Below are 18,161 nucleotides of genomic sequence, written 5' to 3' on the forward strand. Positions count from 1 at the left end.
GTATTGATGTGATTTTTGATCCGTAGGAGAACGGTTGGGCTTCAGGCAAAAATTCCGGGGTCGATCCGGTCGACCGGCGTAATGACGTCGGCTGGGATATTCAGCCTTTTGGCCGCCTTGCGCAAACTTTCTTCGTCCGGGGCTTCGTACAGGCAGTAGGTTTTTCGCTTATCCGCGCTGAGGAACGAGAAAATCCACTCGATCCCTTCTTCGTCGTTGATTTCTTTAATCTTGATCTTGTCGTCGTTTGTTACATCAAGCTGTTCTGCAAAATTTCTTTCGATAATGTATCTTGGCATCATGCTCCCCCAAGCATTTTTAAGGGGTCAAACGGCAGTTCCTTCAAGCTTTGACCTAAGGGAAACCATACTTAATTTTTGTGCCGTTGCCAACGCTTCCGCTTCCAGTTGAAATGCCCGGCGTATGTCGGTCGCGCGCCCTCGACGCCGCAGCGCCGAGGCAAAAGCCGCCTTGCTATGCGCAATCCAGGGGACCGAGGCCATCCGCGTGTCGATCTCGATTGCCTTTTCGAAAAGGCGCTCGGCCGCCTCCCAATCCGCCAGCAAAGCGGCAAGGCTGCCCAGACGCCGCGCTGCGGCACCGGCACACACCGTGGTTGCGCCTGCTGTAATCGTCAGCTCTTCGTAGGGTTTGAGAATTTCAAAAAGCGCTTCCGCGTGCCGCTTGTGTTCGACGGCGACGCTGATGTCAGAAAGGTAGGACAAGGTCGTCGTATACATCGCGTCGGGCGGCAAAACGAAATTGTTTTCAGCCATTTCGTTAAGAATACGTTCGGCCGGTTCCTTGTACCCAAGCTCGGCTGCGATCAGCCCGAACCCCGGTTTCCAAGCGACATCGCCGGGGCTTTCCGACATCAGCTTCTTGATGACTGGCGCCACTTCGTGCAATCGGTTCTGTTCGCGACGGATCGTGAACATCTGAACGCCATAGACGCCTTCGACATGCTCACCATGCGTCTTTCGGCCAATTTTGACGGCTTCTGTCGCGTGTTTCTCCGCCGCCTCAAAGTCTCCATCCATTATGGCAACCATTGCGCGCGCATGTTTTTGCACCCAGTAAAGCTGTAGGTGATTGTCCTTTCTGGATATTTCGGTCAACAACTCAAGCGAGTGCTCCATGAGCTGGCGATCTGCCATTTCCGCACCCACAAACAGGCTTAGGGTTCTGTCGCGACCCTGATCAATGCTGCCAAGCTTTTCGGCAACTTTGTGCATTGCTTCTAGGTTCTCGCGCCAGTTACGTGCTTCGCTTTCCTTTCTGGCGACAAAGGGCGCGCCATAATGCATCATCATGACCGAAAACTGGGACTTGTGATCCCCAAGTTTCGCTGAAAGCTCCATGGCAAGCTGTCCATATCGGGAACCCTCGGCTAATTGGCCGACAAAGATATAGGCCCGTGCAAGCTGGCTTATCAGGCGGCAGCGGCGGGTTTCATCTTCTTCCGGCAGGGCGTCCAGAGCGTCTCTGCAAAGCTCTATGGCTTCGGCGTGTCGTTCGCTGGACATCATGCAGGAATCCGCAAAATGGTTGGCGGCATCCGCCGCCAATCCGATATCGCCAATCTGACAGGCGGCGTCTGACGCCTTTTTGAGAACCGCAATCCCTTCCGGCAACTCGCCAAGGCTGTCATAGCTTCTGCCAACAAGAATCTGCCCGACAATCGTTTCCACGCTAACCCCAGCGCCCATATTGTGGGCCGCCATAAGCGCCTCGCGCGCATTGGACATTGCCTCTTGGCTGGCGGACCGGGCAAGGGCCATTTCGGTTGCTGTGCACCACTTGTCGAAAGCAGCGGTCCAGTCCTCGGCCTCGGATAAATGGCGGGCGACCAGTTCGGGCCGGCGTGCAATTTCGGCGGATCGTAGCGTTTTCAGGGCCTGTGCGACATCCGCATGTTGCTGCCGCCGTGTAGAGCCAAGCATGGATTGATAGGCCGTGTCGCGGATCAGGGCATGGCGAAAGACAAAATGCCCACGGTTATGCCCGCTTTCGAAAATCAGGCCAGTACGGGACAACTCATCCAGACTTGTCTGAACGCTTGACTTGTCTTCTCCCATGGCAGCGCCCAGCAAGACCGGGTCGAATTCACGGCCAATGACCGACCCCGTCAGCGCAACCCGCTTTGCGGTTTGAGAAACGGCGTCCAGACGGGCCATCAAAGCACCCTTGAGCGAGGAGGGAATGGCGACGTTGTCCTGACCTCCGGCCTCTAGGATTGCGCGCGTCAGTTCCTCGACAAACAGCGGCACGCCGTCGGTTTTTTCGATGATCAGATTGATCATCTTCTGATCAGGCTCTGCCCCCGAGATATTGCGGATTAAATTTGCGACGTGAGCGGAATCGAAGCGCCGCAATTTCAGTGTTTGAACATGCGCTTCGCCTTCGCTCTTGCCCAACTCCCATTCTGGTCTGTGGGTAATCAGGATCATCAGGCGTAGGTCGGCACAGATCGTTTTGAACCGCTCTAACAGGGCCTGAGTCGACGGGTCGATCCAATGCGCATCTTCCACGCACAGGATCACGGGTCGTGCGTTCGACCGTATCTTGACCGTCTTGATCAGAGTTTGGATCGTAAGGTCGCGTTGTTCTTGTGGTGACAATTCAAGAATCTGTCGGGCCAGCGCACTGCGCGGGGCAACCAGAGCGGCGAAAACCGGCAGAACCTTTTCCAGATTCAGCCCGGGGCGCGAACTGAGCATGTCGCGCACATGTTCCAAAATTTGATTGTCGTCGAAATCGGGCTCGACACCTGCGTCTTGGGAAATTCGTTCCGTGACCGGATGGAAGGGACTGCTGGTCAGGTATGGAGAACAGTTCAGCCGGATAACGTCTGCCTGATCATCCGTCGTGCAGTCAGCCAGGAACTCTTCTGTCAGACGGGATTTGCCAATGCCCGGTTCGCCCGAAAGAAGAACCACCTCGCCCTGTCCGTTACGGGCCCTTTGCCACGATTGTAGAAGGATGCCCTTTTCGTAATCCCGCCCAATAAGGGCGCTGGTGCTTTCGTCCCCGTGGGAGGCCTTGAACCGGCTTTCGGCACTGCGTTCGGCCACCACCTCTAACAAGGTTCGGGGGTCTTTGAACCCTTTCAGATCCACTTCCCCGAGCGTTTCAAACTCAAAGATACGATGCAGGGCAGCTTCGGTTTCTTCTTCGGGAACGACAACCGTATTTGGTTTTGCATGTTCCTGAATCCGTGCCGCCAGATTGAGGATCGGGCCGGTCATGGCGCCTTCCTCATAAGTGTTTTCGGTGACGGTGTCCCCGACCACGACATCGCCGCTTGCGATGCCCAGCCGTGCCGACAGTTGGTCCCCATCAGGTGTTCTAAGCTCTCTGACGCGGTTGATCGCATCCAACCCGGCCTTGACCGCGCGAATGGCGTGATCTTCGTAGGCGCGCGGCCAGCCGAAGAATACAAGAAGCCCGTCGCCCAGATATTTCGCCACGTACCCGCCATATCGACTGACGGCCCCTGCGACTGCGTCCTGATAGTTCAGCAATAAGATCCGCATGTCCTCTGGGTCCAGCCGGTTCGTCAATTCGGTCGACCCAACAAGGTCAGCGAACATAACCGTCAGGTGGCGTCGCTCGGCGACTGGGCTTGCGCTGTCCGATGTTTCTGGCACGGGGGGTGGTCGGGTGGGCCGGTCGATGGGGTCCGTGTCCACAGCCTTGGGCGCGGGGGCGTCATCGGGTGTCAGATCAGAGATCGCCGCCAACAAAATTTTGCGATGACCGAGGCTGACGCCTAATTCCTTCAGGTCTTCCGCGGTCAAAAGTGGCAAGACCCGCGCGTCAACGTCATTCTGGACAAAAGCGTCAACATACTGGTCCAGACCAAGACCGTTCAGCCAATTTTCGATCCCAACTCCCATCTTTGGATCATGCTGAGTTGTTGAATACTAATCAAGAACGTCGAGTCTGAACCCCATAGGTGGTGATGCTGACTTCGGTACAACAGGCAAATCCTCAAATCGACATGAGCCATTTCTTGAAAATTCTCACCGTGACCCGCTCCTGATCGCCGGGGCGACAGACGAAATACAGCCCACGGTCCAGTGGGACGCTGCTGTCATCCAGGCGGATTAGTCGGCCAAGTTCCAAGTCTCTGGCGGCCAGCAGGTTTCTTGCCAATGCCACGCCCTGTCCGTCAATAGCGGCCTCCAACAAAACGGCGCTGTCCACGTATTTGACACTCTGTGACTTGATCTGCTCGGGGCTTAGCCCAACCTGCGCAGCCCAACTTTCCCATCCAACATTGAAGGCGTCGTGCAAGAGCGGGAGGTCAGCAACCTCCTCGGCGTGCATTGGTCGTCGTTGTTTTTCAACAAGCGATGGCGCGGCGACGACAATCAACTCTTCTTGCTTTATTTGCTCATGATACAGCTCGCCCCAGCTGGGCTTGCCGAAACGCAGGGCTATGTCGACCTCGGACCTGTCGAAGTCCGCATAGGCGTCATTTGTGTCCAGCAGCAGGGCGATACCCGGATGCTCCTGTTGAAACGAACTGAGCAATGGGACAAGCCATTTGAGCGCCAGAGATGTGGACAACGACACTGTAATCGACTGGCGATGACGAATCCGCTTTACCTCTGACACGCCTAGTTGCAATGCGGAAAACGCCCCGCGTGTCGATTGGTATAGGCGTTCCCCGGCCTTGGTCAGTTCGACTCCATTGGGACGACGATGAAAAAGCACCACGCCAAGATGCAGTTCCAGTAGCTTGATTTGACGGCTGATCGCCCCGTGGGTGACGTTCAGCACATCCGCTGCCTTTGTCAGGCTGGAATGGGTCGCCGTTTCATCAAACGCTTGGAGGGCCCGTAGGTGTCTGAGATTTTCCAACATGTGAGAAAATCTAACATTAGGATGTCAAAAACTCGATAGCTCTCTTTCATTTATAGCAATTAGGCTGATTTCGATTGAGTAAATCTCATAAGTAGTCTGCCTGAAGAAAGGAAAGATCATGCCCGAACTTAAGGTCGCCCTGATGACGGGAACCGGACAAGGTATCGGCCGGGGATGCGCCATGGAAATGGCGAAAGCCGGCTACAAGGTCTCGCTGATGTCCCCATCTAACCGTTCGGTTGAACTGGCAGAGGAACTTGGCGGTATTGGACGCAGGGGGTCCGTGCTGGATGTCGATGATCTGCAAGCAATGATCGGCGACACCATAAGCAAGTACGGACGGATTGATGCGATCGTCAGCAACATGGGCCACGGTGGGACGGTGCCCGAAGCCATCAAAACCGTCGGATTCGATCCGGATTTTGACGGGCCGCTGCTGGAGCTCAGCGACGCGCTTTGGCACGAAAGTTTGGACATGTACGTGCTGAACGTTGTCAAAATTGCCCGCATCCTCACGCCCATATTGATCGAGCAGGGCGGCGGTGCATTCGTCAATATCTCATCCATGAACGCTGTAGAGCCGCGTGCGCCTTACCCCATGAGCATGCTGCGCGGTGCCTTGCACAGTTTCTCGAAGCTGTATGGTGATCGTTACGCCCGGCACAACATTCGCATGAACAACCTGCTGCCCGGATTCTGCGAGAATGTGAACCTGTCCGATCGGGCCCGTCGGGAAATCCCCGCCCAACGGCCCGCTACCTTTGAGGAAATCGGGCAGGCCTGCGTGTTTCTTGCCAGCGACGCCGCGCGGTATATCAATGGTCAGAGTATACTGTCCGACGGTGGAATGAACCGGGCGGTGCGATAGCAAAAAGGCGGAGAAAGATGATTGTTACAGCACTTGCAGATATCCTTGAGACAGATCGGGACGTCTCTGGTCCGGGGTGGAGCAGCCGAAGGTTGCTGCTTGCCTCTGACGGATTGGGGTTTTCGCTGACGGACACGATCATCAAAAAGGGCGCTGTGCTTGAGCTTGAATATAAACATCATTTCGAGGCGTGCTATTGTATCGAAGGTAAAGGGCAGATCAAGGCGTTTGACGATGACACATGGCACACCCTTGAGCCATTCACCCTGTATGCGCTGGATCTACACGACCGGCATGTGGTGCGTGCGACAGACACGGACCTGCGGCTAGTCTGCGTTTTCAATCCGCCGCTAAGTGGACGGGAAGTGCATCGCAAGGATGGAAGCTATGCGCCCTTGGATCACGATGATGGCGGCGAGGTCTGAACAGCCCAACTAAGAATGCGATGTGCGGCGCAGTTTCAACTCATGCAACGCCCGTGCAGCGAATCCCAACACCTTTCGCAGGTGAATTTTCATCTGCTGTTATCCGGATTGTCACCCAGTGCACATTCCACGCAAAACCAACGGCGAGAAGTTCACGTACCTAACGGAAAATGAGGGGGATAATGGTAGCGGAGGTCCGTCTTGGACACAAACCCCACACATTAACACTCTGTAAAATACGTGTGCCGCGACCTTCGAGGGGTAAGCTGAAAGGTCAATTGTCGTAGCGGTAACCTGACTGGCGAATTCGATCAAAAGATATTGGACTTCACCGCGTTGCTCCGAGTTGGAGGCCGCCGCAATTGCGGCACGGCGGAATGGCCTACATAGCCTCCAACGTGTGGGCGAGGCCATTTCGGATGTGATCTTCCAACAACTTCTTGGCCATATTCGCGTCTCTGGCCAATGCGGCATCGAACATGTGTTTGTGTTCTTTGGCTGCTACCTCACCTCGATAGGTCAGTACGAGCATCTGGTAACGAAGATATTTGTCATAGATGATTGAGTGAAGGGATAGAAGATTCTTGGAGTTGCAGGCTGCTATCATTGCTTGATGAAACTCCGAGTCGTACCTCTTCCAGGTTTCTTTCTCAGAGTCATCTCCTTTGAGAAGCCGTTGCTCCATCAAATGCAGCTTATGATGCGCGGCGACGAGGTTCCCCTCCCAATCCGTGTCACCATTCTCGATGGATAACTCCAACGCGTGGCATTCCAACAGGACACGCAGCTCTGATATCTCGGTCAGGTCTTCTCGTGAAACTGGCGTGACCAGGAAACCCCGTTGCTCTGGGGCTTCGACAAATCCGTCGCTGGCGAGCCTGTTCAGCGTTTCACGAAGTGTCGAAAGGCTTGCCGAGTAGCGTTCCTTCAAGGCGTCCAGCTTCAGTTTGGAGCCGGGCTGCAGCTCCCCGAAGATGATGTCCCGCTTGATGCGCTGATAGGTGCTTGCACCTATCGTAGACGGCTGTTTCGCCATGCGTTTCACCCGATATTATCAGTTTCCTCGTTCAATTAGCATTTTTCAGAGACATCAGCAATCCAAACTGATGTATGGTAAAAATAAAAATATCATACATTATTGCGGAATCGCGAAAACCCCAATACGGTCGTGGCCAAGTTGGGCAAAGCAGCCCGATCGCAATCATCGGTTTCGGGATTTTCCAGACCCTCCGGAAGGAAGCAAAGTGTCTAAGAATTTTCGCATTGCCATTGTCGGCATTGGTCTTGTTGGACGCCGCCACGCGGACGCGATCCGAGCGTTGCGCCATGTTGATCTCGTCGCGGTGGTCGACCCCAGCGATGAAGGTCGTGCTTACGCCGTTGAGCACGGGGTCGCATGCTACGAGACCCTTAAAGAAGTGTTTGCAAATCAGACGCCGGACGGAGCTGTTCTTGCGACCCCGACCACGCTTCATGTTGAGCAAGGCCTCACGTGTATTCGACATGGTTGTCCCGTTCTCGTCGAAAAACCGATCGCCGTGGAAGCCACTGCTGCGCTTGCGCTTGTTCAAGCAGCGGAGAAGGCTAATGTGCCACTGATGGTGGGACATCATCGTCGGCACAATCCTCTGATCCGGTCGGCTAAGGAAGCCATTGTCGATGGGAAGATTGGAGATGTGCGCGCTGTCCATGCGAATTGCTGGTTCTATAAGCCAGACGAGTATTTTGATGCTGCGCCCTGGAGAAAGAAACCCGGTGCAGGGCCCATCTCGGTCAATCTTGTCCACGATGTGGATCTGCTGCGGTACCTGGCCGGAGAAGTCGTGACCGTTCAGGCTCAGTCGGCTTCATCGCAGCGGGGTTACGACAACGAAGATGTCGCCGGCGCGCTGTTGACGTTTGAAAGCGGGGCGATCGGGACCATAAGTGTGTCCGACAGCATCGTTGCTCCATGGAGCTGGGAGATGACGTCTCAGGAATATCCAATCTATCCGTCGACCACTGAGAGTAGCTACATGATAGGTGGCTCTCATGGTTCGTTGTCCGTTCCCGATCTTCGATTGTGGAGTTACCAGGGTGAGCAAAGGGACTGGTGGACGCCAATCTCATCAACCGCGCTGAAGAAGGGTGCGTCTGACCCACTGGTCAATCAGCTTAGGCACTTTGTTGAAGTAGCTCGGCACGAAGCAGAACCGATTGTGTCTGGATGGGAAGGTTTCAGAACACTTCAAGTTATTGAAGCTATTCAGAATTCCTGCAGAACAGGTGATACGGTCAGGATCAAAAACTTACAAAAAACACCAATGGTAGGTATGACGGCAGTCTAAAATATCAGATATTTTGTAAAAAATCTTGCAAAATGTCCAAAATAGGTCAAAACTCTGAATCGCAAAAAAGAAGCATCATGATGTCTCAGGGAGGAGCAAAGTGATTACCAAACTTACCCGCCGGGCTGCTGTATCGGCCCTGGTCGCAACCGGTGTTCTGTTTAGCGCAACAAGTGGTGCGCTGGCGGAAGACAAAGTGCAACTTCGCCTCGCAACATCAGGATCGGAGACCGATCAGCGCTCGGTCGCCATGGCCGAGGTTTTCGCACCCATGGTCGCTGATTTCGCAAGCTACGAGCCCAGCTATAACGGAACCATCTTCGCTCAAGGCACCGAATTGGACGCCATCAGTCGGGGTAACCTGGAAATGTCGATCACCTCGGCGCAGGAACTGGCACAGTTCTTCCCCGAGTTTTCGATCTTTACAGCAGGCTATGTCCACCAGGACGCCGCGCATCAGGTGGCTGTCTTCAACGATCCCTTGATGGATGCCTTTAAGCAAAAGGCCGAAGAAGAACTGGGCGTCAAACTGCTGTCGGTCATGTATCTGGGCCGTCGTCAGGTGAACCTGCGCCAACCCAAGGATGAACTGACCGTCAGCACCCCGGCTGATCTGGAGGGTGTGAACCTGCGGATGCCGGGCACAGATGCGTGGCAGTTCCTTGGCAAAGCGCTGGGTGCTGCCCCGACACCAATGGCGTTCTCAGAGGTTTACACAGCTCTGTCGACCGGTGCCGTTGACGGTCAGGACAACCCATTGCCAACCGTTGTTGATGCCAAATTCTACGAAGTGACCAATCAGATCATACTGACATCGCACTTGGTCGACTTGAACTATATCGCTATCGGCAAAGAGGTTTGGGACGGGCTGACACCGGAACAGCAAGCCAAGGTTCAGGAAGCTGCGGACGCAGCAGCTGAATCAGGCCGTCAGAAGCAGCTTCAGAAAGAAGAAGATCTTGTCAGCTTCCTGAAAGAGCAAGGCATGGAGATCTATGAACCCGATCTCGCGGCGTTCCGCGATCAGGTACAGTCTATGTATCTGGACAGCGAGTTCGCAGGTTCATGGCCCGAAGGCGTTCTGGATCAGATAAACGCTCTGGGCAACTGAGCCCAGCAAGACAAGGGAGGGAGAACCATAATGAAAGCCTTTATGAAGGGGTTCTCCCGACTGACCGAAGCGATTGCCGGCGGGATGCTGGCGGCAATCTTCCTGATCTTCCTATTGCAAATACTCTTGCGCTACTTCTTTACCCCCGCCGGATGGACGCTTGAACTCATCGGCATTCTGTGGGTCTGGGTGATCTTCTTCAGTTGCGCTTTCATAGTGCGAGAACGGGATCACGTGAAGTTCGACATCATCTACCTTTCCGTACCGATGCGCGTGCGGCAGGTCTTTGCGATGCTGGCGGCTGCAGCGATCGTGGTCGGTATGCTCTACAGCTTCCTTCCGACGTGGGACTACATCGATTGGATGAAAATCCGCAAGACATCGACTGTCCGCAATCCGTTTTCCGGCGAGAAGATACCTTTGCGCACAGTATTCTCGATTTACGCGGTATTCATGCTGGTCGTCGCAGCGCGCTACGCGTGGCTATTCTTCGACGTCATGCGCAATGGCCCCCCAAAGACAGAGTTGGAACTGGTTGTTGGATACAACGTGGTTGACGACCATCCCCGTGTCGACGTCGAAGAGGACGAGGAAGTTAAGAAATGAGTTTTGAACTTCTTTCCTGCCTGCTCACTCTCTTTCTTCTGGCAGGCATCGGGACACCTATCGGCTATTCCATCCTCTTGGCCTCATTGGTGTATCTGGGCACAGCCGGACTGGACGTAGCACTCGCAGGCGAGAAGATCCTGCAAGGCTTCTACAAAAGCACGATCCTGCTTGCCGTGCCTTTGTTCATCGTCGCCGCGAATATCATGAACGCTGGTTCGATCACGGACCGTCTGCTGAACTTCTGCGTTGCAGCTGTCGGTCGTTTCAAGGGCGGCCTCGGGCACGTAAACGTGGTAGCGTCTCTGATCTTTTCCGGTATGTCCGGCTCGGCTGTCGCGGATGCCGCGGGGATCGGCAAGATTATCATTGAAATGATGACTAAAGATGGCCGCTACAGCCGAGGTTACGCAGCCGCGATCACGGCGGCGTCGGCGACGATTGGACCGATCATTCCGCCCTCGATCCCGATGGTTTTGTACGCGCTCGTTTCCAAGGCCTCTATCGGGTCGCTGTTCCTGGCCGGTATTCTTCCGGGCCTGATCATGGGCGTCGTCCTCATGGCGATGAACTATTATCTGGCCGGAAAGCGGAACTTTGCATTGGAAGAACCTGTTCCACTGCGCGAATTGCCGGCTAAAACCGCAAACGCGTTTCCGGCACTGCTGATGCCCGCAATCCTGCTATACGGCATATATGGCGGCGTCACCACTCCAACTGAGGCCGCAGCAGTGGCTGCATTCTACGCCCTGCTTCTGGCAGCGTTGTTCTACCGCGCGCTGACCTTCCGTGGCCTTTATCAAGTGTTCGTCGACAGCGCGCGCTCTTCCGCAGCCGTCGGGGTGGTCATTGGGGGCGCGTTCATTCTGAACTTCATCGTTATTCAGGAGCAAATACCGCAGTCTATCTCGGCGCTGCTGGAGGGTTCTGATGTCAGCCCGATTGTGTTCCTGATCCTCGTAAACCTGCTGATCCTCGCGCTGGGATGCGTTTTAGACGCAACAACGATAATCCTGGTGATTGTTCCCCTTTTCATTCCGACCTGCGAAGCGCTCGGGATTGATCTTGTGCATTTCGGAGTTCTGGTCGTCGTGAACTCGATGATCGGTCTGATCACGCCTCCCTATGGCATTCTACTCTTTGTGATCAACGCTGTGACGGACATTCCGCTGCGCGAAATCATCTCGGAAATCTGGGCCTTCCTCGCGGTTCTCATCTTCGCCTTGGTGATCATGATGCTGATGCCGGATCTGGTCCTGTGGTTGCCGCGTGTGTTTGGATATCAGGGATAATGTGCCTCTCGGTTTCGACAACGTCGATCCCCGGTGATCTGGCTGAAAAGCTGAGTGCTATCGCTGACGCGGGATTCGGGGGTGTCGAATTACACGAACCGGATTTGACCGCTTTTGACGGATCGCCATCGCAAGTCCGCGAAATTGCATCGGACTTCGGCCTGAAGATTTGCCTGCTACAACCCTTCCATAACCTTGAAGGCCAGCCCGATGCCGGACGTGAGCGCGCCTTTGATCGACTGAAGCGCAAACTCGACCTGATGAGCGAGTTGGGAACGGAATTGCTGCTTATCGGATCTGCCTTCGAGGTCGATGTCGCCGCGACCGAAGAACAGGTAATCGCAGATCTTGGCGAGGCGGCCCAAATCGCTAAAGAAATGGGGATGCGTCTGGCCTATATGGGCTTGCCATGGTCGGATCTTATTCACTCGGATGAGCAGGCGTTACGCGTCGTCGAAGCAATTGACAGCCCTCATTTTGGGTTGGCCATGAATTCCTTCTTCTCGCTTGCCGACGGGTCCAAACCAGCCCGCCTTCGGGACATTCCCGGCGATCGGCTGTTCCATGTACAACTGTCCGATGCACCCCGGTTCGAGATGGATATACGTCGGCTCAAACGGCACTTTGGGCTTTTGCCGGGGCTTGGGTCGCTGAACCTTGCGGGCTTTGTACGCGTGTTGTCCCGCGCCGGGTACAAGGGGCCTTGGTCCATTGCGCGCGTCAACGAAGCAGCTCCTCAACCCGGTGGCCGAACACTGGCCCGAGACAGCTACAGGTCGCTGGTGAACCTCTTGGATGAGGTATCACGGACCGAGCCGGGAACCGATTTCGGCACCCCGGACCTGCCGGAACGCGTCTATGCGTCAGGCTTCGAATTCGTCGAATTCACAGCCGACGAAACAAGCGGTGCGCAGCTGGCAGAAATGCTGTCAGCAATGTGTTTTCGAATGGAGCGAAAACACGTAAGCAAGTCCGTCGAGCTATGGCGGCAGGGCGCGATAAACATCGTCGTGAATACCGAAAAGGAAGGATTTGCCCATTCGGCGTTTCTGGGTCACGGCCCGTCCGTTTGTGATATGGGGTTGCGTGTCAAAGATGCGGATCAGACGGTTCAGCGAGCGACCGCGTTGGGCGCGCCGAATTTCTCACAGCCGGTAGGGACCGGGGAACTGGACATCCCGGCCATCCGAGGTGTTGGTGGCAATGTTGTCCATTTCATAGATGAGAAATCCGATCTGCATCGGGTTTGGGACATCGAGTTCGAGCCAGTCGCCAAGACCAAAGCGATCCAGCCCGCCGGTCTGCGCCGCATTGACCATCTGGCGCAGACGATGCGTAACGATGAGATGCAAAGCTGGCTGCTCTATTACATTTCGACTTTTGAGATGGCAAAATCCCCGATCGTGAACGTTGCCGACCCGTCGGGTGTTGTGCAAAGCCAAGCCATCGAAAGCCCCGAGGGCGAAGTGCGATTAAACCTGAATGGAGCAGTTGGGCGTCGAACACTGGCGGCTTCATTCGTTGAAGACGGTTTTGGCGCCGGTGTTCAGCACATCGCCTTCCAGTCGGACGACATATTTGAAACCTCGGCCCAATTGCGGAAGTCCGGCTTTCCCAGTCTGTCCATCCCAGAAAACTACTACGCTGATCTGCAAGCGACATTCGGGTTAAGTGAAGACCTGATCGCCCAAATGCGCAGGGATAACATACTCTACGACCAGGCGGGGGGTGCCGAGTATTTTCAGATCTTCAGTCGCCCCATCTTTAACGGCTTTTTCTTTGAAATTGTTGAGCGCCGAACTGGCTACGCCGGCTATGGCGCGCGTAATGCTGCGTTTCGATTAGCGGCGCAAACGCGAAACCACATGGCGGAAGGAACAACCTAAAATGAAGGCCGCACTAATCGGGCAAGGGATTTCTGGCTCCATGACGCCTGAGATGCACGAGGCGGAGGGCCGGGCGCAGGGTATCGATCTGAGCTACGGTAGGATCGACACGGCAAAAGAGCCATTTCGTGGAATGTCGGTCGCTGATTTACTGCATTATTCCGTTGAATTAGGCTGTGCGGCGGTCAACGTGACACACCCCTACAAAGCGTCGGTGATTGATCATCTTGATGAGCTTTCCAAGACTGCCGAGGAGCTTCAAGCTGTCAACGCGGTGGTTTTTCGTGACGACCGAATGGTTGGCCACAACACCGACTACATAGGTTTCTACAGTGCCTTCGGAGATTTTTTGGGATCATCGAAGACTGAAACGGTTCTCATGTTTGGTGCTGGTGGCGCCGGCAGTGCAGTCTCTTTGGCTTTGCTTGATTCAGGTGTTCGAGATCTGGAGATTATCGATCCTGACTTCCACCGAGCGCAAGCGCTGGTCAGTCGACTAAAGGTCTTGCGCCCTTATGCAAAGCTTCAGGGTTCCCCCTCGATTTCGTTGGATCGGGTCAAATTTGTGGACGGAGTGGTCAACGCGACACCGCTCGGGATGGATAAGTACCCAGGGTCGGTAATTGATCCATCATTGTTGCGGCCGGATGCTTGGGTGGCAGATATAGTATATTGCCCGCTCGAGACACACCTTCTGAACAGCGCCCGCACAACCGGGTTAAAAGTGATGAATGGTGCTGGAATGGCAGTTCATCAGGCTGCAGCGTCTTTTGAGATCTTCACCGGCTGCACCGCCTCAATCAGTCGTCTTCAAAGCGTTTTCGATTCACTTCGTCAGCAGCGCATGCGCGAGTTTAGAGGTGCAACGGTATGACAAACGACGAGCAAGCTATCCGCCAATGGTGGCGTACCTCCATCATCGACATGAAGCCCGGTCAGATCGCTTTTCGTGGCAACGCCATAGAGGACCTGATCGGGAACGTATCTTTCCCGCAGATGATCTGGCTAATGGTGCGGGGCGATCTGCCGAGCGACGCACAGGCGCGCCTGTTCGAGGCTGCTTTGGTCGCAGGCGTGGATCACGGTCCGCAGGCCCCCTCGATCGCGGCTGCGCGTATGGCTGCCACCTGCGGGGTAGGTCTCAATAATGCGATGGCGACTGCGGTGAACATGCTGGGCGACGTGCATGGAGGTGCAGGAGAGCAATGTGCTGAGCTGTATTATGATATCGCCGCCCGCATGGATGCAGGAGGTTCGCTGAATGACGCTGTTCGGGATGGCTTGGACAGTTGGCGCGAGACCTACGGCAAGATCGTATCGGGCTTTGGTCACAGGTTTCACAAGCCTGTCGACCCACGCGCACCACGTTTGATGCAACTTGTTCGTGATGCGGCGGCAGAAGGCACAGTTTCTGGCCGGTTTGCCGATATCGGAGAAGAGGTTCAAGCCGAACTCGGTCGTCAACGAGGCGGTCGGCCAATTGCCATGAATATTGACGGAGCGACGGCCGTGATCTTCTGCGAACTTGGCTTTCCTGCGCCCTTGTCGCGAGGGCTGTTCTGCCTGTCCCGCTCGGTCGGAATACTCGCCCACGCTTGGGAACAGATGAACCAGGGTGGCCGAAATAAAGGGCCGATGCCCCCAAATTACTTGCCCCTCTACGAAGACAGGAATGATGACACGTGAGACATCGAAATCCTTCCGGGTCGGCCTTATTGGCTGTGGTCGTATCAGCGATATCTATCTAAAAACACTATCCAAATTCTCGAACATAGAGGTCGTGGCTTGCGCAAGCCTCGATCCTTTGGAAAGCCGCGCGAAGGCGGATAAATACGGCATCGCCAAGGCTTACACACCAGATGAAGTGTTTTACGATCCGACAATTGACTGCGTTTTGAATCTGACAATTCCGGCGGCCCATGCCGAAATCAGCCTGCGCGCTCTGGAGGCGGGCAAACACGTCTATTCAGAAAAGCCGCTGGTTATGGATCGAACGGATGGAAAGGCGATCCTGCACATGGCCTCTGAAAAGGGGTTACTGGTCGGTTGCGCCCCCGACACATTTCTGGGCGGTCGCTGGCAGACCGTTCGGCGCTTGATCGACGAGGGTGCCATTGGCAAGCCGACAGGGGTTTTTGCCCATGTCGGGACCCACGGGACGGAGCGCCACCATCCCAATCCGGATTTCTACTATAAGGCGGGTGGTGGGCCATTGCTGGACCTTGGGCCGTACTACCTGACCGCCATGATTTTTTGCCTTGGGCAAATTGACCGCGTCGCCGGAATGGCTCGGCGCACGTTCGACAAAAGGATGATCGAAAATGGCCCTCGCAACGGAGAATGGATGGATGTCGAGGTCGACACGCATTCCCTAAGCCTGCTGCAGTTCTCTTCCGGAGCTATAGGGTCGATGACCATGAGCTTCGACGTCTGGGACAGCGAAACGCCGCGGTTCGAGATCTACGGTGAAAACGGCACCATTAGCATCCCAGACCCTGACCCGGTTCATGGTGCCAATATCTTTCAAGGGGATGTCTGGCTGAAAACGCGGGAGACCTCGCGCTGGTCTCATCAGCCGCGCCCAACCGGTCGCGAAGGCTGGCAGGTGGTCGACAACAAACATGGGTTCAATGAGGACAGCCGTGGTCTCGGCCTTATGGATCTGGCCCTGGCGGCGCAAGAAGGACGCCAACCCCGTGCAAGTGGAGCGCTTGCCTACCACGTTTTCGAGGTCATGGACGCGATCGAGCGGGCGCCGAAATTTGGTGCCTATCAGACCATAGAAAGCCGTTGCGCGGCTCCGGAGCCTCTGCCGGTCGATTTCCTATTGAATGAGAGGAAGGAGTTGGTTCATGCCGATTGAGACACTCGACTTTGCCCAGCCATTCTTTCGCGTCCAGCACATCACCAGTGAAGACAGAATTTCTGTCGAGGGTCGCGCCATCGTCCTTAACCTTGGGCGGCGAAATCTCTCTGTCGAGGATCAGGCCGTTGCACCGCTTTCGTCTGTTATCGTGCAAGATAGCTCACTCAAAGGTGTGGAACGCGCAGTAATTGTCCACGGGTTCGACGCCCATGCCGATGAGAGCGAGTTGTTCGCATGGGTGAAAGATACATGGCCATCTGCATTTGATGTTCGCCAAGAGGAGCGTCTGCGCGGTGTCAGCCACTACATGTCGCCAAAGGTCTTCGTGGGTAACGTTGGACTGACCATGTACCATTCAGGTTCGGTCCCATTGAATGTCGGATTGCACAAGGATCATCCGTTCTGCCCGGTACCGGGGTTTCGCGAAGTGCATACGCAAATCGTAGGCTTTGGCAAAATGCAGCAATGCCGTGAGCGGGATGTTGAAACCCTTTACCTCGAAGAATTCATGGCCCCTGGCACGACGCACAAACCGATGTATGACGCCGAAGGCAACTATCCTTGGCATCAATACGAGACGATTACCCCCAGCATTTTCATGGCGGTGGAAATGCTGCCGAAAGGCGTACGGGTCTCGGAAATGGAGATTCAGAATGGCTGAGAGACTTTTACCCCAAGACCTGAACTTCGACGGCCCTTTCCCTCGGTTGTCTCGCCGTTTGCGGCTGGGTGTTGTTGGCGGAGGACGGATCTCCGTCACGCAAGCAACGGCTGCGCGGATGACCGACCTGTGGGAGGTCGTCGCTGGCGCGCTCAGTTCTGACGCTGCGCGCAGCAAGGCGCGTGGGGTCGAGTGGTTTCTGTCGGCCGACCGGTGCTATGCGTCATTCGCCGAGATGGCAAAGGCCGAGGCGGCGCGCCTGGATGGCGTGGATGCCGTAATGATCACTACCCCGAACCACGTTCATTTCGAAGCGGCCAAAGCGTTTCTGGAGGCGGGTATTGACGTGCTGTGCGACAAGCCGCTGACCAACGAAGTCGACGAGGCCGAGGGGCTTGAGGAGATTACCGCGCGCACGGGACACATCTTTGCTGTCGGCTATGCGATGTCGTGTTTTCCAGTAATCCGTCAGGCCAAACAAATCGTGGCGGAAGGCGGCATCGGTAAAATCAACCAAATCCACGTCGAGTTCATGCAAGACTGGATGACGCCCGATGATGTTGCTGATGCGCCCCACGTCAAATGGCGGCTGGACCCAAAGATTTCTGGTCCAACCAGCTGTGTCGGCGATATCGGCACCCATGCCGCGCATCTCGCCAGCTTTGTCTCGGGTCTGCCCTTGACCGACCTGAGGGCCGAGTTCCATGTTTGCGGCGCGCCAAAGCCTTTAGAAGACACGGTGTTCATGTTCACCCGCTACCAAAATGAAATTCCGGGAACCTTGATGGCAACACGACTTGCCCCGGGAAATCGGGGTGGGTTGAGGTTGCGGATATTTGGGAGCGAAGGCGGCCTCGAGTGGGATTTAGAGAATTCGGAGCAGCTGAAGTTCAATCGGTTTGGTGAACCGGATAATATCATAAGCCGAGGTCACGGGCATGGCATCGGCCCCGGCGCAGAACGTCTTATCCGTACCGCGCGCGGCTTCCCTGAGGGGATTATCGAAGCCTGGGCCAACCTCTATATGGAATTTGCCATGGCCGTAGCCGCGCGCCGGGATGGCGTCACCGTTCCGGCCGATTGGCTTACTTATCCCAGTGTCGAACAAGGTGCAGATGGCGTCCGGTTTATTGATGCCTCCGTGCGCTCTCACCAGTCCGGAGGTGACTGGGTCACTCTCTAAGGCTCTGCCAGCATAAAGGTTAAACACGCCCGGGCTATTGCTCGGGCGTTTCTATTTTCCGCTC

The 18,161-nt window shown here is 55.4% G+C and carries 16 protein-coding genes; 12 read left to right on the forward strand and 4 right to left on the reverse strand.

What is annotated here, in order from left to right; genetic code table 11:
* Positions 1-41: 41 nt before the first annotated feature.
* From GOV87_RS07120 to GOV87_RS07130, 3 genes are all read right to left on the reverse strand, one after another.
* The gene (locus tag GOV87_RS07120; RefSeq protein WP_171211291.1) at positions 42-299 is read right to left on the reverse strand and encodes a DUF4242 domain-containing protein; all 258 of its coding nucleotides are present in this window, start codon (positions 297-299) and stop codon (positions 42-44) included.
* Between the two features lie 27 nt (positions 300-326).
* Positions 327-3,899, reverse strand: a complete 3,573-nt coding sequence (locus tag GOV87_RS07125) for an AAA family ATPase (protein WP_171211292.1) — start codon at positions 3,897-3,899, stop codon at positions 327-329.
* Positions 3,900-3,993: 94 nt separating this feature from the next.
* On the reverse strand, positions 3,994-4,872 hold the full coding sequence (locus GOV87_RS07130) for a LysR substrate-binding domain-containing protein (RefSeq protein ID WP_171211293.1): 879 nt from the start codon (positions 4,870-4,872) through the stop codon (positions 3,994-3,996).
* 118 nt (positions 4,873-4,990) lie between these two features.
* On the opposite strand from GOV87_RS07130, the gene GOV87_RS07135 reads away from it, so the two are divergent.
* Positions 4,991-5,740, forward strand: coding sequence for an SDR family oxidoreductase (locus tag GOV87_RS07135; protein WP_171211294.1), 750 nt, complete (start codon positions 4,991-4,993; stop codon positions 5,738-5,740).
* 17 nt (positions 5,741-5,757) lie between these two features.
* The gene (locus GOV87_RS07140; protein WP_171211295.1) at positions 5,758-6,165 is read left to right on the forward strand and encodes an ectoine synthase; all 408 of its coding nucleotides are present in this window, start codon (positions 5,758-5,760) and stop codon (positions 6,163-6,165) included.
* Between the two features lie 382 nt (positions 6,166-6,547).
* Here GOV87_RS07140 and GOV87_RS07145 read toward each other — a convergent pair whose 3' ends face one another.
* Positions 6,548-7,201, reverse strand: coding sequence for a GntR family transcriptional regulator (locus GOV87_RS07145; RefSeq protein WP_170558863.1), 654 nt, complete (start codon positions 7,199-7,201; stop codon positions 6,548-6,550).
* Here GOV87_RS07145 and GOV87_RS07150 point away from each other — a divergent pair.
* The 10 genes from GOV87_RS07150 (at position 7,200) to GOV87_RS07195 (ending at position 18,097) form a co-directional block, all read left to right on the forward strand.
* Entirely contained in the window at positions 7,200-8,492 is a 1,293-nt protein-coding gene (locus tag GOV87_RS07150) for a Gfo/Idh/MocA family protein (RefSeq protein ID WP_254447326.1), read from the forward strand. The genes GOV87_RS07145 and GOV87_RS07150 overlap by 2 nt on opposite strands.
* Positions 8,493-8,592: 100 nt before the next feature.
* Positions 8,593-9,603 (forward strand): TRAP transporter substrate-binding protein DctP, encoded by a 1,011-nt coding sequence (gene dctP, locus GOV87_RS07155; protein WP_170429695.1) that lies wholly within the window; start codon positions 8,593-8,595, stop codon positions 9,601-9,603.
* 30 nt (positions 9,604-9,633) lie between these two features.
* A complete protein-coding gene (locus tag GOV87_RS07160; RefSeq protein WP_170429693.1) occupies positions 9,634-10,209 on the forward strand; it encodes a TRAP transporter small permease in 576 nt (191 codons plus the stop codon).
* Positions 10,206-11,501 carry a TRAP transporter large permease gene (locus GOV87_RS07165; protein ID WP_171211296.1) on the forward strand — a complete coding sequence of 432 codons (1,296 nt, stop codon included), beginning with the start codon at positions 10,206-10,208 and terminating at the stop codon, positions 11,499-11,501. Before GOV87_RS07160 ends, GOV87_RS07165 begins: the two co-directional genes overlap by 4 nt.
* Complete coding sequence (locus GOV87_RS07170) at positions 11,501-13,387, forward strand: bifunctional sugar phosphate isomerase/epimerase/4-hydroxyphenylpyruvate dioxygenase family protein (RefSeq protein ID WP_171211297.1); 1,887 nt, start codon at positions 11,501-11,503, stop codon at positions 13,385-13,387. The genes GOV87_RS07165 and GOV87_RS07170 overlap by 1 nt, the downstream gene beginning before the upstream one ends.
* 1 nt (position 13,388) lies before the next feature.
* Entirely contained in the window at positions 13,389-14,261 is an 873-nt protein-coding gene (locus GOV87_RS07175; protein WP_171211298.1) for a shikimate dehydrogenase, read from the forward strand.
* Complete coding sequence (locus GOV87_RS07180) at positions 14,258-15,073, forward strand: citryl-CoA lyase (RefSeq protein ID WP_170620591.1); 816 nt, start codon at positions 14,258-14,260, stop codon at positions 15,071-15,073. Before GOV87_RS07175 ends, GOV87_RS07180 begins: the two co-directional genes overlap by 4 nt.
* Positions 15,063-16,250 carry a Gfo/Idh/MocA family protein gene (locus GOV87_RS07185; protein ID WP_254447327.1) on the forward strand — a complete coding sequence of 396 codons (1,188 nt, stop codon included), beginning with the start codon at positions 15,063-15,065 and terminating at the stop codon, positions 16,248-16,250. Before GOV87_RS07180 ends, GOV87_RS07185 begins: the two co-directional genes overlap by 11 nt.
* The gene (locus tag GOV87_RS07190) at positions 16,240-16,914 is read left to right on the forward strand and encodes a hypothetical protein (protein ID WP_171211299.1); all 675 of its coding nucleotides are present in this window, start codon (positions 16,240-16,242) and stop codon (positions 16,912-16,914) included. The genes GOV87_RS07185 and GOV87_RS07190 overlap by 11 nt, the downstream gene beginning before the upstream one ends.
* Positions 16,907-18,097: a Gfo/Idh/MocA family protein gene (locus GOV87_RS07195; RefSeq protein WP_170602881.1), complete on the forward strand. Its 1,191-nt coding sequence runs from the start codon at positions 16,907-16,909 to the stop codon at positions 18,095-18,097. The genes GOV87_RS07190 and GOV87_RS07195 overlap by 8 nt, the downstream gene beginning before the upstream one ends.
* Positions 18,098-18,161: the final 64 nt, after the last annotated feature.

The organism is Ruegeria sp. HKCCA5426, from assembly GCF_013034585.1.
Classification (GTDB): domain Bacteria; phylum Pseudomonadota; class Alphaproteobacteria; order Rhodobacterales; family Rhodobacteraceae; genus Ruegeria.

What these genes read in the sequence shown, in the direction of transcription:
- GOV87_RS07120 (WP_171211291.1), bottom strand. Translation starts at nt 299, where the DNA reads ATGCCAAGATACATTATCGAAAGAAATTTTGCAGAACAGCTTGATGTA.
- GOV87_RS07160 (WP_170429693.1), top strand. Translation starts at nt 9,634, where the DNA reads ATGAAAGCCTTTATGAAGGGGTTCTCCCGACTGACCGAAGCGATTGCC.
- GOV87_RS07175 (WP_171211298.1), top strand. Translation starts at nt 13,389, where the DNA reads ATGAAGGCCGCACTAATCGGGCAAGGGATTTCTGGCTCCATGACGCCT.
- GOV87_RS07170 (WP_171211297.1), top strand. Translation starts at nt 11,501, where the DNA reads ATGTGCCTCTCGGTTTCGACAACGTCGATCCCCGGTGATCTGGCTGAA.
- GOV87_RS07180 (WP_170620591.1), top strand. Translation starts at nt 14,258, where the DNA reads ATGACAAACGACGAGCAAGCTATCCGCCAATGGTGGCGTACCTCCATC.
- GOV87_RS07145 (WP_170558863.1), bottom strand. Translation starts at nt 7,201, where the DNA reads ATGGCGAAACAGCCGTCTACGATAGGTGCAAGCACCTATCAGCGCATC.
- GOV87_RS07135 (WP_171211294.1), top strand. Translation starts at nt 4,991, where the DNA reads ATGCCCGAACTTAAGGTCGCCCTGATGACGGGAACCGGACAAGGTATC.
- GOV87_RS07150 (WP_254447326.1), top strand. Translation starts at nt 7,200, where the DNA reads ATGCGTTTCACCCGATATTATCAGTTTCCTCGTTCAATTAGCATTTTT.
- GOV87_RS07190 (WP_171211299.1), top strand. Translation starts at nt 16,240, where the DNA reads ATGCCGATTGAGACACTCGACTTTGCCCAGCCATTCTTTCGCGTCCAG.
- GOV87_RS07195 (WP_170602881.1), top strand. Translation starts at nt 16,907, where the DNA reads ATGGCTGAGAGACTTTTACCCCAAGACCTGAACTTCGACGGCCCTTTC.
- GOV87_RS07130 (WP_171211293.1), bottom strand. Translation starts at nt 4,872, where the DNA reads ATGTTGGAAAATCTCAGACACCTACGGGCCCTCCAAGCGTTTGATGAA.
- GOV87_RS07165 (WP_171211296.1), top strand. Translation starts at nt 10,206, where the DNA reads ATGAGTTTTGAACTTCTTTCCTGCCTGCTCACTCTCTTTCTTCTGGCA.
- GOV87_RS07125 (WP_171211292.1), bottom strand. Translation starts at nt 3,899, where the DNA reads ATGGGAGTTGGGATCGAAAATTGGCTGAACGGTCTTGGTCTGGACCAG.
- GOV87_RS07185 (WP_254447327.1), top strand. Translation starts at nt 15,063, where the DNA reads ATGACACGTGAGACATCGAAATCCTTCCGGGTCGGCCTTATTGGCTGT.
- GOV87_RS07140 (WP_171211295.1), top strand. Translation starts at nt 5,758, where the DNA reads ATGATTGTTACAGCACTTGCAGATATCCTTGAGACAGATCGGGACGTC.